At 68.8% G+C, this 12,336-nt stretch carries 13 protein-coding genes and 1 tRNA gene; 6 read left to right on the top strand and 8 right to left on the bottom strand.

All coding sequences use genetic code 11. The features are described from left to right. Positions 1–353 precede the first annotated feature (353 nt). The gene (locus FHX75_RS26250; protein ID WP_211364587.1) at positions 354–977 is read left to right on the top strand and encodes a DUF1963 domain-containing protein; all 624 of its coding nucleotides are present in this window, start codon (positions 354–356) and stop codon (positions 975–977) included. A 137-nt stretch (positions 978–1,114) separates the two neighbouring features. On the opposite strand, the gene FHX75_RS26245 is transcribed toward FHX75_RS26250, so the two are convergent. The 5 genes from FHX75_RS26245 to FHX75_RS26225 form a co-directional block, all read right to left on the bottom strand. Beyond that, positions 1,115–1,468: a hypothetical protein gene (locus FHX75_RS26245; RefSeq protein ID WP_154943012.1), complete on the bottom strand. Its 354-nt coding sequence runs from the start codon at positions 1,466–1,468 to the stop codon at positions 1,115–1,117. A gap of 146 nt (positions 1,469–1,614) precedes the next feature. After that, positions 1,615–2,061 carry a hypothetical protein gene (locus tag FHX75_RS26240; protein WP_154943011.1) on the bottom strand — a complete coding sequence of 149 codons (447 nt, stop codon included), beginning with the start codon at positions 2,059–2,061 and terminating at the stop codon, positions 1,615–1,617. A 733-nt stretch (positions 2,062–2,794) separates the two neighbouring features. Beyond that, on the bottom strand, positions 2,795–3,226 hold the full coding sequence (locus FHX75_RS26235) for a hypothetical protein (protein ID WP_154943010.1): 432 nt from the start codon (positions 3,224–3,226) through the stop codon (positions 2,795–2,797). Positions 3,227–3,352: 126 nt separating this feature from the next. After that, complete coding sequence (locus FHX75_RS26230) at positions 3,353–3,871, bottom strand: hypothetical protein (RefSeq protein ID WP_154943009.1); 519 nt, start codon at positions 3,869–3,871, stop codon at positions 3,353–3,355. Between the two features lie 746 nt (positions 3,872–4,617). Continuing rightward, entirely contained in the window at positions 4,618–5,205 is a 588-nt protein-coding gene (locus FHX75_RS26225) for a nucleoside monophosphate kinase (protein WP_170285458.1), read from the bottom strand. 634 nt (positions 5,206–5,839) lie between these two features. On the opposite strand from FHX75_RS26225, the gene FHX75_RS26220 reads away from it, so the two are divergent. The 3 genes from FHX75_RS26220 to FHX75_RS26210 are packed head-to-tail and all read left to right on the top strand — an operon-like array spanning position 5,840 to position 8,822. Continuing rightward, positions 5,840–7,408, top strand: a complete 1,569-nt coding sequence (locus FHX75_RS26220; RefSeq protein WP_154943007.1) for a replication initiator — start codon at positions 5,840–5,842, stop codon at positions 7,406–7,408. Then, the gene (locus FHX75_RS26215; protein ID WP_154943006.1) at positions 7,405–7,602 is read left to right on the top strand and encodes an excisionase family DNA-binding protein; all 198 of its coding nucleotides are present in this window, start codon (positions 7,405–7,407) and stop codon (positions 7,600–7,602) included. Before FHX75_RS26220 ends, FHX75_RS26215 begins: the two co-directional genes overlap by 4 nt. Next, positions 7,602–8,822 (top strand): tyrosine-type recombinase/integrase, encoded by a 1,221-nt coding sequence (locus tag FHX75_RS26210; RefSeq protein ID WP_154943005.1) that lies wholly within the window; start codon positions 7,602–7,604, stop codon positions 8,820–8,822. Before FHX75_RS26215 ends, FHX75_RS26210 begins: the two co-directional genes overlap by 1 nt. Positions 8,823–8,899: 77 nt before the next feature. On the opposite strand, the gene FHX75_RS26205 is transcribed toward FHX75_RS26210, so the two are convergent. Both FHX75_RS26205 and FHX75_RS26200 read right to left on the bottom strand, forming a co-directional pair. Further along, positions 8,900–8,971, bottom strand: a tRNA-Val gene (locus tag FHX75_RS26205). Between the two features lie 106 nt (positions 8,972–9,077). Continuing rightward, positions 9,078–9,734, bottom strand: a complete 657-nt coding sequence (locus tag FHX75_RS26200) for a TIGR02611 family protein (RefSeq protein WP_154943004.1) — start codon at positions 9,732–9,734, stop codon at positions 9,078–9,080. Positions 9,735–10,006: 272 nt separating this feature from the next. Between FHX75_RS26200 and FHX75_RS26195 the strand changes: the two genes are divergently transcribed. Further along, positions 10,007–10,438, top strand: coding sequence for an SsgA family sporulation/cell division regulator (locus FHX75_RS26195; protein WP_007457244.1), 432 nt, complete (start codon positions 10,007–10,009; stop codon positions 10,436–10,438). Between the two features lie 70 nt (positions 10,439–10,508). Here the strand turns inward: FHX75_RS26195 and FHX75_RS26190 are convergent, their stop codons facing one another. Beyond that, positions 10,509–11,288 (bottom strand): SDR family oxidoreductase, encoded by a 780-nt coding sequence (locus FHX75_RS26190; RefSeq protein WP_154943003.1) that lies wholly within the window; start codon positions 11,286–11,288, stop codon positions 10,509–10,511. Positions 11,289–11,427: 139 nt separating this feature from the next. Here FHX75_RS26190 and FHX75_RS26185 point away from each other — a divergent pair, with 139 nt between their 5' ends. Continuing rightward, positions 11,428–12,318 (top strand): helix-turn-helix transcriptional regulator, encoded by an 891-nt coding sequence (locus FHX75_RS26185; protein WP_211364586.1) that lies wholly within the window; start codon positions 11,428–11,430, stop codon positions 12,316–12,318. Positions 12,319–12,336: the final 18 nt, after the last annotated feature.

The following is a 12,336-nucleotide window of genomic DNA, read 5'->3' as shown; positions in this document are numbered from 1 at the left end:
CAGCGCTTGCAGCCCGCCGGACCAGCGGATTAAGAGGCACACACCGAGCTCTGACCGTCGCCGTGTCACCTCGCCTGTCGTGGCGGCCGATTCCCGTCTGTGGCTGGTGTAACGCGCCTCGGTTGCTGTCGCCGTTGCTGTCGCCACGACCTACGCATTACGAGTCGGCTCCTGGCTCCTGCTCCTCCGGGTGCTCGCCACGCATAACCGGGCGTGCCGGTTCACGGTCGTCCGCCGATCGCCGGTTTGGCTGCTCCTTTGGCTGCTCGGCCTTCAGCTGGCGGCCGCATGGCGTTTCCTTGGGTTCCTGCTGGCCCTCGACGGACTGCTTGCGCCTTTGTACGCTGCCCGGCGTGACGACCCTGATGATCTATGCTGGCACCGCGGCAGATGCGCCCGGAACGCGTACCGGAGGGGTCCCGCTCGTGCCACCGGGCTTTCGCTGGCCACGGTGCCATGAGTGCGATGGGCCGATGCAGTTCCTGGCCCAGGTCCGACTCGACGACATCGACTCGGCCGAGTCCGGCCTGTTGTCAATCTTCATGTGCCAGAACGATCCAGGTCTGTGCGACGAGTGGGACGCGACCTCAGGCGGCAACCGCGCATTCGTGTTCGAGCTCGACCAACTGACCCCGGCCGCCGTGCCCCCAGGCGACAACGTCTTGTTGGAGGAGACATCCGAGGTCGCCTACGTGCCATTGAACGACTCCGAGGACTACGGAGAGGCACGCGAGCGTTGGCGCGTTGAGTCCGGCCGGCCGGTGAGGGATGTGCTCGGACAGCTGGGTGGCCTGCCGGCGTGGCTGCAGTTTGACGAGACACCAACTTGTGCAGTCTGCGACCTGCCGATGTCGTTCGTCGTGCAGATCGAGGAAGGCCACGACTACCAGACCGCCATCAACTTCGGCGGTGGCGGCTGCGGCTACGGATTTCGATGCCGATCCTGTACGACCGCAGCGTTTCTGTGGCAGCGGTGAAGCCACCACGACCCCTTGCCCCCCAGGCAACCTACACCTGGCTTTGACCTGGCGCTTTTCGGCGGGTGAGCTGCTGCAGTGGTCCCCCGGCGTCCACGCTCGTCCGCCAGCGTGCGCTCCGATCGTCACCCGGTTAGTCACTCAGCCAAGGCCGAATCGTGTCCCACCTTGCTGAGCATGACGTCTACATCACCGGATCGGATGATCTCTTCCAGGGCTGCCACCATCGCCTTGACGCCGGGCCTCGGAATGATGACTAGGTCCGAGCACCAGAAGTAGCGACCGCCACCAGCCTCGCCGGTCTCAGCCCATCGTCGCAGGATGCGACCGATCTCATCTGTGGTCATAAAGGTGGCATAACGATGGGTGCCGTCAGCAAGATGGACGTGGGCATCGATGTTGTCGACGGTTGCAGGCTCGTCGTCCCCGCCGGGCATGAAGCGAACAACCGCACCCTCGACGATGCAGTCCCATCCCGCCACCTGGCCCACGGCAACATCATCGCAGCATCGGACGCTCAGCCTGGAAGATGCCTAACCTCAGGTTGGGAATCGGGTTGATCTACACAGTAGATGGCCGCCAAGCCTGGCAGACGAACACCGCAAACGGCCCTGGCATCGGGGGCGCGTAAGGCCATTCAGGATTCGGTCGTCTGGTATCTGCGGAGCGCAGCTTCGGCGAGCTGGGTGAGGTATTTGTGGCCGCCGGGTTTGTTGCCCTGCTCCTGGACGACCACCAGAGTGGTTCCGATCCGGACGAGTACGCTGTCCCATCCCATCGGGTCTGAACCGGACGTCGTGCTGCAGCTGACGTGAATACTGTCATCGCCCAGCCGTGGCCCTGGTGCAACTGCGAAGCGGTACCTGTCGCCGATGCCAAGGCCGGACGACACGACAACGGTGGGGCAACGGCCGATGAAGGTTCGCAGGTCGGTCATTGCTCGTCGTGCGCCGTCATCAGCGTAGGTCCTGAGGACTTCGGTTCCCACCCAGAGGTCATCGGGACCAGCGTCATAGCTGAGGGTGGCTGCGGCCATCGCTGACGGAGTCCCGGTTAGCCGCCTTGCCGACAGCAGCGGGATCATGCTGTCGGAACAGGGTACGTCGACGCCTGGGCGTTGATCTCCAGCATCCGGCGCCATGACTGTCGCGATCTCCACAGCGAATCCGGGCGGCAGTGAGTCCGTGATCACCAAGCGTGCGGACAGCGTCGCGGAGTAGCCGGATCCGCCGGTCGCCGGAACTGCTGGGGAAGCTGGCTTCGCGGCTGTGGCCGAGCCCGCCGGCTGCGCCGTGGAGGGGATCGTTTCGCCCGCTGATCGATCCGCTGTATGAGCCGTTGAAGAACCGCACGCGGTCACCATGCAGACGGCCACCACCGCGACTAACCTACGAAGCGCCATCCTGAGCACCGGGCAGACTCCACCTCTCGCGCGAGACGCGTCAGGCTACCAGCGCGCGTGACTTTAGCTGTCGCGCACCCTGAACCGCGTGGGCCTCGCAGCTCGCCGCCAATCGATCATCGCTTGTTGGGCCGACACTGGGCCAAATGATCTTGGCACGACTCGGCGTTTCCTTGCCGACAGCGGTGCAGGAGGAGTCATCCCAGCGGCATGTGCTTCGCAATGCCGGGCCGGCCCGGGGGTGTCAAACACGCTCCATCGTTTGACACCCCCGGCGTGGTTCATCCGCATGCTGCACAGTCAGGTTAAAGGTGCCTAACCTGTATCGGGCACGGATCAGGCACGAGCGCTGGGCGCGGGGAAGTAGGTTCTGCTTCATACCAGGCGGTGACTCTGCGATGGGGCAACAGCAGCCTCAAAATGAACCAGGTGACGATTCTCGCCACCGGCGCTCGAGCCAAGCGGGACCCAGTATGATCATGATGATTCCGGCGGCTTCGAGGAGAATGGGCAACTGAAGAAGCAGGTCCTCCGTCGCGTACCCCTCGGCCGTAGCAGCTTTCGTCGCATCCGTTCGGTCGACGTACAGCCTCACCACGTCTCCGGCGTGGCACCGGACCTCATCGAGTTCGCTGGAGAGCAACTCCCGGTGCCGCTCGCCGTTGAGGGCGTAGTCCACGGTCAACCTCGTCACCACGCTTGAGCGGCCAATTTGGTATCGCTCCACGTGGACGACTCGGCCGGTCGTCTCGACGCCGACGCGCACCCTCTCGCTGATCAGCGCGTCCAGCCGGGTCGAGAGCAAGAGTCCACCAGGGAACAGGAGACTGCCCAGGACGACCGTCATGACGGCCCGCAGCCGCGGTCCGTTGAAATTGATCACCGACGTGGGCCCTCCAAGCCGCGGGAAGCTGACCAACGGAAACTGGGCAGGCGCCAGCTAACTACCAGCCGTCGGCGCGATCCTCGGATATCAGGGCCGGCTCGCGCGGAGGTACATCGTCACGGTGTCTTCCGCATCAAGGTCCGCCAGCAGGCGACGGTAGGTGCCGTTGGGTCCCGGTGCTTCTTCGTCCAGTCCGGAGACTCGGACCGCCGTCTCGGGGTGCCAGGTGTCTCCTCCGCCGACGTCGTCCTGCTTGGTAACGGCGCGTAGCCCTGGGGTCAACTTTGCGCCGAAATTGCCGTCAGCGATGAAGGTGTCGAGGGCGTCGCGGGGAATCCGGAACCTCGCCGACAGGTAGGTCTCCAATCCGTTGCTGCTGGCGGCCGAGAGGAACACCGTGCCAGGCGGGAAGGTCACGTGGGCGAAGGCTTCAACCTCCGACACGCTTGCTGCCTGCGGCGGTGACTGAAACGAATCATCAAAATCATCGAACCATGTAACGGCCACGAAGCCACACGAGATCAAAGACAGCACGAGGCTCAGGCTGGCCAGGACGAGAGCGAACGTGGCCTTACGACTGGGCTTCTGGGCCGGCTGGTCTGACACGGGCAGCACGATACGCGATTCATGGCATGGTGTTGATCCACGACCTCTCGTGCGCCTCGGTGACTGTCGATGAACTGGGCGGATGGTGGGCTTAGCCGCTAAGCCGGTCCGCCAGTGCGGCTTCGGCCGCCTCCTGTCGTGCCGCGCAAGCGTCAGTGTCATCCTGCTTCGTCCGGCGTAAGCAGTAGAGCGACTCGTCCGCCATCCCGTCTGCCGCCGACCCGCCCTCCTGGGGAGCGGGCCGCCGCCCGGTCCGCCACGTCAAGTGGACCTTGACGGCTCGTACGGACGCTGGCGGGCCGGGCGGTGGTCTGCTCGGCTCGCCCGGGTCGTCGGCTGGCGGGATGGCCCTGCGCAACCACCCACGGACCGCGACCCGCCGACGGAGCCCCGGCCATCCTGGAGTCGTTGCGCCCCGCCGGAGGCGCACTGACCGCGACCGGTCCGCCGACGCGACCCGCCACGCGGACCCGGCGTGCCCTTTCCTGCGCCGCGTCGCTCGGGCGCGGCGCGGCCGGCTGCCGGCCCGCGAACCTCAACCAATCTCAGCGCTACCGTCTGCGGCGGCCCCGGGCTCCCCGCTCTCCGCGCCAGCCGCCGGGCGTGTTGCGTGGCCGGCGTGGAGCGACAGCGGAGCGTCGGACGCGCGCCCAGGCGGCGGCGCGTGCGGCCCGTTCAGGGCCGCCTTGATGGATGTAAAGAAAGTCCTCCCACGTCGGCCGGCAGCCGGCCGACCCTGCCCGATCTCACGGGCGGCGTTGACCGTCGGAGGCGATCGGGATCAGCCTGGCGGCTACGTCCTCGAAGCCACCGAAGCCACTGACGGTTCGCAACAGGCCATGGGTCCGGTAGTAAGCGCGCAACGGCTCGACCAGCTCCTGGTAGTTCTCCTGCGTATGCGAGTACATGAGCAAGAGTTCCTGGCGTCGCTCGGGTTGCTGGGGGGCCAGTGCTATCTGCCGTTCCACCCGGCCTTGAACGGCGAGGCGAAGTTGGTCCTCAGTAAGGACGAGTTCGATCACGGCGTCGGGGACATGGCCGCTCTGCGCCAGCAACTCAGCCTGACGGACCTTGCGAGGGAAGTTGTACAGCACCCAGCCACCGTCGACGTTGGCAAGGGCGTCAGCGATGGCTCTGACCATTAGCTCATCCGGGACAAGATGTCCGGCCTGCATATTCCGGTTCGCCTCTTTGCCCAGCGGCGTCTGATGCTGCACGTGCTCCCGGAAGACATTGCCTGCGCTGACGACCTGTAGGCCGATGGCGCCTGCCAAAGCTGCCGCAGCGGAAGCCAGGTCGACTACCGGCCCGGCGATGAGGGCCACGTTGGGCATGTGTACTCCCATGTTGGGGACGCCGAGGAGACAAGCTAGAGCACACATGGCACATCACGTGAGACGTGGACGTGAAGCGTCGGCCTGGATACGGCAGGTCGGGAGCCGACCCTCGATGCCGGTTGCCCGAGTCACGGCGGGTTGACGTGTCGGTACCCGGTGCTACTCTGGCGCTCGTCGAGCACGCCAGCGCGGCCTTCCTGCCGGATCGTTGGACTCGACGTCGGAGATGCCGAGCGGCCTTCCTGCCGCTGATGCGGGCCACGTCCCGCCGGCTCTCGATCGCACCGGCAACCATGCCGGCCCCCGAATCCGCTGAGCGGCCCAACACGGCCATTCCTGCCGTCCACGATGGTCCGGGTTCGCTCATCTCCACGGGTGGGGACAGCCTGCGGCAACCCGCCGGATGCCGACATCCCAGGCTCTCCACCCGTGCCGGCCCACCCATCAGGTCCACGAACGCGAAAGGACATGACCCATCGGCGGGACGTGGCACGACCACGACTTCGCCCTCCGGCGTCAGCCGCCCTCTCGGCGGTGCCAGGAGACACGACGAACACCACCAGCGGACAGACGTCCACGGCTGGTGGTGCTTCGTCTCCCGTCCCTGCCACCCCCTGAAGAGGAGACAGTCGTGTCCACCCCGCTCACCCTGTACCGGCCCGACCTCGCCCTCGGCCGCGACGTCCAAGTCCTGCACCGCGCCGCCACGCCGGAGTTCTTCGGCTGGCTGGAGCACACCCGCCCCGCCGCCGGCTGCTCTCGCCCGATCCGGCTCACCGGCACCATCGCCACCGTCAACGCCGGCACCGGCCGCATCATTAGCCGGCTGCACACCGACGAGCTGCCCGACGGGGCGCTCTACAAGGCGTGCGGCAACCGCCGCGAGTCGCAGTGCCCGGACTGCGCCTGGGTCTACCAGGGCGACGCCTACCAGGTCGTCCGGTGCGGGCTGACCGGTGGCAAGGGCGTTCCTGCCTCGGTCGGCCGGCACCCGGTCGTGTTCGCCACCCTCACCGCCCCGTCCTTCGGCGCGGTTCACCATCGCCACGTCGCACGCCACACCTGCGCTACCCGGCAGCGCTGCGACTGCCGGCCGACTCCCTGCCACGCTCGCCGCACGGCCGGCACCTGCGAGCACGGGCAGCCCGCGGCGTGCTTCGCCCGCCACGACGCTGATGATCCGCGGCTCGGGCAGCCGTTGTGCCTGGACTGCTACGACCACGACCACCAGGTCGTCTGGAACTACTTCTCCGGCGAGCTGTGGCGGCGCACCAAGCAAGCCATCGAACGCCACCTCGCCGCCCTCTGCCGGAAGCGCGGCATCCCGCTCGTCCGGGTCGTCACCGCCTCCGGCAAGGTCCGCTGGGTGCCGCCCGTGCGGGTGTCCCACGGCAAGGTCGCCGAGATGCAACGCCGCGCTGCCGTCCACTTCCACGTCCTGCTGCGCCTCGACGGCGTCGACCCCGACGACCCGCACGCTCTCGTGCCGCCGCCGGCCGGCATCACCGTCAACGACCTGGAGGAAGCCGTACACGTCGCGACCTCCCGGATCACCGTCACCACAGCTCCGCACCCCGACCGGCCGCAGGGCTGGCTGATTGCCTGGGGCGAGCAGGTCGACGTCCGCCGCATCAACATGGCTGGTGGCGAGCTGACCGACGATAAGGTCGTCGCTTACCTGGCCAAGTACGCCACCAAGGCAACCGAAGTCACCGGCCAACAGTTCGCCCGCCTCACCTCGGCCACGATCGACGGCTACGCCGACCCCGAGGGCGACCACCTCGCCCGCCTCATCGACGCCTGCTGGCACCTCGGCCGCCCCACCCACACCAACACCGCTGGCGGCGCCCCAACGGCCCACCGCCGTCAAGCCGACCTTGACGCCCAATCCAACGCCTACGCCGGGCTGCGCCGCTGGGCGCACATGCTCGGCTTCGGCGGCCACTTCCTCACCAAGGCCCGCCGCTACTCCGTCACCTTCGGGCGGCTCCGCAACACCCGCACCGTCCACCGCCGCGCCGAAGACGACGAGACCGCCGACACCATCACCGTCGGCACCCTCGCCTACATCGGGGCCGGCTGGCTCACCGAAGGTGACGCACTCCTGGCCAACACCGCCGCTAGGCAGCGACGCGAGAGCAGACGCGTCGGCCGGGAGGAACTCGCCTACGAAGCCTGGCTCACCGGGGCCGCCGCATGAGCCATGACCTCACCCCGCGCTGGTACTCCCCCGCCGAGGTCGCCGTCCTGCTCGGCTTCGGCATCTCCAAGGTCAAGATGAAGATCGCCACCGGCGAGCTGCGCTCCATCAAGGACGGCAAAGACCGCCGCATCCTCCCCGAATGGGTCGACGACTACATCCGCGAACAGGTCGAACGCCAGGAGGCCGCCTGATGCCCGGACGCGCACGAGCCAACGGCGAAGGCTCCATCTTCCCCTACCGCAACGGCTTCGCCGCCTACGTCTGGGTCACCAAACCCGACGGCCGGCGTGACCGCAAGTACGTCTACGGCAAGACCCGCGAGACCGTCCACGACAAGTGGATCAAGCTGCACCAGCAGGCGAAGCAGGGACCGGTCGCGACCAGCGTCCCGACCGTCGGCAGCTTCCTCACCTACTGGCTGTCGGAGATCATCGAGCCGAACCGGGCACCGTTGACCTACGCCACCTACGAGACGTTCGTCCGCCGCTACATCGCCCCCGGCCTCGGGGCCAAGCGACTCGACCGGCTCCAGTCGCGGGACGTGCAGACCTGGATCAACCAGGTGGCCCGCACCTGCCAGTGCTGCAACCAGGGCAAAGACGCCTCCCGCCCGAAGTACAAGCGGCGCTGCTGCGCGGTCGGCCGCTGCTGCCAGGCGGTCCCGTCGACCCGGACGGTCAGCGACATCCGGGCCGCGCTGCGGGCCGCCCTCACCCACGCCCAGGCCGAAGACCTCATCGCCAAGAACCCGGCCGTGCCGGTCACCCTCGCCACCGTCCGCCGCCGGCGCGGCAAGTCCTGGTCGAGCGACGAGGCCCGCAAGTTCCTCGAATCGGCCCGCGCCGACGAGGACCCGCTGTACGCCGCCTACGCCCTGGTCCTCGTCACCGGCCTACGCAAGGGCGAGGCCCTGGGACTTACCTGGGAGGACGTCGACCTCGACGCCGGCGAGCTGACCATCGGCCGCCAACTGCAACGCGTACGCGGGCAGCTCCTGCACCGCGACACCAAGACCCAGGCATCCGACGCCACCCTCCCCCTGCCCGACATCTGCCTGACCGCCCTCAAGCTCAGACAGGAACAGCGCGACGAAGCCCGAGCAGCCGCAGGCAAGGCGTGGCACGAAACCGGACTCGTCTTCACCACCCGCTACGGCACACCCATCGAGCCGCGCAACTTCCAACGGTCGTGGCAGACGAGGTGCGAGAAGGCCAACGTCAAGCCGATCACCGTCCACGACGCCCGCCGCACCTGCGCCACGCTCCTGGCCGACCTCGACGTCCACCCGAGAGTCGCCATGCAGGTCCTGAGGCACGCCCGCTTCTCCGTAACGATGGAGATCTACACCCAGGTCTCGTCAGAGGCGACGAGAGAGGCACTGAAGCGACTCGGCGATTCACTCGCGCAATGATCGGACTGCTGTACTTAACTGCTGTACGGCAGCAGAAAGGCCACCTCCCGTTTCCGGGAAGTGGCCTTTGACCTGCGTGGGCGATACTGGGATCGAACCAGTGACCTCTTCGGTGTGAACGAAGCGCTCTCCCGCTGAGCTAATCGCCCTCAGCGCCGATGACTCTACCTGATCGTGTGAGCGGACCGGAAATCCGGGTCCCGCGCGCCGCACCCCGGCCCGCCCGCGCGCCGCACCCCGGCGCGGCAACCCCGGTCAGTGCGTGGCGAGGTAGTGCAGCAGCCGGGCCACCAGGTCGATGCCGAGGCTGTACTTGAGCGAGAGCCACACCACCGTGGCGACGAAGATCAGGCCGACGGAGCCGAGGGCGATGCGTACCGGCAGGGACCGGGAGGTGACCCAGCGGGTCCAGGCGTGGACGTGCCTGCGGGTGAAGGCGAGCAGCCGGCGGGCCCAGTGGAACTCGACGGCCCAGATGGCGAGGCCGCCGATCACGATCAGCCAGCCGGGGCCGGGCAGCGGGATCAGGGCGAGGCCGACGGTGACGACCAGCGCCCCGGCGATCGCAATGAAGATCTTGAGTGCGACCCGGCCGGTGGGGTTGGCGCGGATCAGGTCGAGACTGGTCCGGACCCGCTGCCGGAAGCCGGTCGGCGGCCGCTCGGCGACGGCCGTAACGCGACCGCCGGCGGGAAGGCCGGAGGGGCCGCGATGAGCCGGACGGACGGGGCGCGAGGCGGCGCCGCGAGCAGGCGCGCGACCTCGACCGGAGCGGCCGCCGGAGGCGGGCCGACCGGTCCCGTCGTGCTGATCCTTCGGCACCGCGTTCCCCCGCCTTTCGGCTGCTCGAGCCCCTACTTTCGGTGAGTCGGTCGCGGTCGTCGCATCCATTGAGGATCGGTTCGTGACCATTTCACCCCCCAGTGTCGCCCCGGCCCGTCACTTGCGCAGACCACTGGACGTTACCGGAGTAAGTCGACGACTGAGCCACCCGACGCCGGGCGGGATCACGCACTGGGCAGACCGGAAATCGTACAAGAAGTTTCACATTCTGGCGGCGCTTCCGAGGCACTTCCCACCACTGGGTGAAGTCAGCGTATGGCGGAGCGTAGCCAGGAGTAGCACCTGAGTATGGGAAAAGCGGGACACGCGCGTTCCGCAGCGGTGCCGGGGGGAGAACGTCCATGAGTGTCATCCGACCGACGACCGTAGAGGTCGAGACGTCGCTAAGGCTCGTCGCACCTGACGCCACCGCCTTGCCGGTGCGTGCCAGTCTGCGTTACGACCCTGCTGACCCGTATGCGGTCCATGTCCTGTTCCACGCCGAATCCGCCGGTGGCGAGGCCGTCAGTTGGTCCTTCGCCCGCGAACTGCTGGTGACCGGTCTCGACGAACCGGCCGGCATCGGCGACGTCCGGGTCTGGCCCTGGGCCACCCCGCGCGGCGACTTCGTCGCGCTGGCGCTGTCGTCACCCGACGGCAACGCGCTGTTCGAGGTGCCGCGCAGCGTGCTGGTGCGCTTCCTGCGGCGGACCTACGTCGTCGTCCCGCGCGGCCGCGAGGCCGAGCACCTCGACGTCGACACGGCGGTGAACCGGCTGCTCGCCGGCCGCTGACCCATCCGATCGGAGCCGCGCGGATCTGCCGAGTCCGCGCGGCTCCGGCTCACCCGCGACCGGGTACGCCTCAGCCGTGCGTGGTCAGGCCGCCGTCGACGGGAATCACCGCGCCGGTCAGGTACGCCCCGGCGCGCGACGACAGGTAGATCGCCGTGCCCGCCATGTCCTCGGGTCGGCCGATCCGGCCCAGCGGCACCTGCTGTTCGATGGCCGAACGGGACGCCGGGTCCTGCAGGGCGAAAGCCATCATCTTGCTCTCGAACGGGCCCGGGGCGATCGCGTTGACCGTGATCTGCTCACCAGCCAGTTGGTGGGCCAGGCTGCGGGTCAGCATGTGCACCGCGGCCTTGGTGGCCGAGTAGGCGTACACCTCCATGAACGGCACCCGGATGCCGTCGACCGAGCCGATGTTGATCACGCGGGCCGGGTCGTCGGCGGTGGCCGCGGCGCGCAGCGCCGGCAGCAGCGCGGTGGTGAGCCGGAAGACCGCCTTGACGTTCACCGCCCAGAGCTTGTCGAACGCGCTCTCCGGGTACGCCTCCAGCGGCGCGCCCCAGGTCGCGCCCGCGTTGTTGACCAGCACGTCGAGCCGGTCGCCGGTGCGCTCCCGCACCGCCGCGGCCAGCCCTTCGGCCCCCGCGTCGTGGCTCAGGTCGGCCGGCACGCCCTCGCAGCGCCCGTCGGCGGAGAGCTCCTTGGCCACCGCCGCGCAGACGTCGGCCTTGCGGGACGAGACGATCACCCGGGCGCCGGCCTGCACGAAGCCCCGGGCGATCATCAGCCCGATCCCCCGCGTGCCGCCGGTGACCAGGACCGTCTTGTCGGCGACCGAGAACAGCTCCGTCATGCCCATCCCTCGCGAGTCGGTGGACCTACCGATCGGTAACGTAACCGGGCCCCCGACCGGGGACAACCCCGCGTACGCGACACCGGCGGTCCCGTCGCCGGGATGCGACTGCCTCCACCTCCGGTTACCGTCGCAGGTGATGGTCCCTTCCGGTCAGCTCTCCCCGGCAACCCGCCCCGACCTGCCCACCCCCGAGATCGACCTGCTCGACCTCGGTGACCTCGCCCGCGAGCCCGGGTGGCGCCGCCCGACCCTGCTCGACGCGGATCTGCTGATCCTGGTCACCGGCGGCCACGGCACGGCCGAGCTGGACTTCCGTCCGCTGCCCTGCCGGCCGGGCACGCTGCTGCGGGCCAGCCCCGGCCAGGTGTTGCGCTGCACCCCGCAGCTCGACGCGACGGTGGTGCGCTGGCGCGGCGAGACGCTGCGCGGCCTGGACGTCGACCCGGACGCCGTGCCGACCCACCACCAGCTCGCCGGCGAGGACGAGGACGCGGTGATCAACGAGGTCAGCCAGTTGGCGGTGGACAGTCGCCGGCACCGCGCCAACCCGGCCGCCCGGGCGCTGCTGCGCCACGAGCTGGCCGTGCTGCTGCTGCGCCTGGCGCTGCTCCCCTCCGACCGCCCCGGCGGCGCCGACGGCGGGCCGCACCGGTCGGAGCTGGCCACCTTCCACCGGCTGTGCCGGGAGATCGAGCGCGGCTACCAGCACACCCGCCGGGTCGAGGACTACGCCGCCCAGTTGGGCTGCTCGGTGCGTACCCTGACCCGGGCCTGCCTGGCGGTGACCGGGCGCAGCGCCAAGCAGGTGGTGGACGAGCGGGTCGCGCTCCAGGCCAGCCGGTTGCTGGCCGCCACCGACGAGCCGGTGGCCCGGATCGGTCGGCGGCTGGGCTTCCCCGAGCCGACCAACTTCGGCCGCTTCTTCACCCGCGAGGTCGGGGTGAGCCCGGGGGCGTTCCGGGCCGCGCGGGAGCAGCCGCTGCGACGGATCGTCCGGCAGCGTCGGCCCGCCGACCCGGCGGAGTGAGCCGGGCGGGCATGATGG

It is taken from the genome of Micromonospora palomenae, assembly GCF_007829925.1.
Taxonomy (GTDB): domain Bacteria; phylum Actinomycetota; class Actinomycetes; order Mycobacteriales; family Micromonosporaceae; genus Micromonospora; species Micromonospora purpureochromogenes.
The sequence above is the reverse complement of the archived record's forward strand: the minus strand, read 5'-3'. Positions and strand labels throughout refer to the sequence as shown.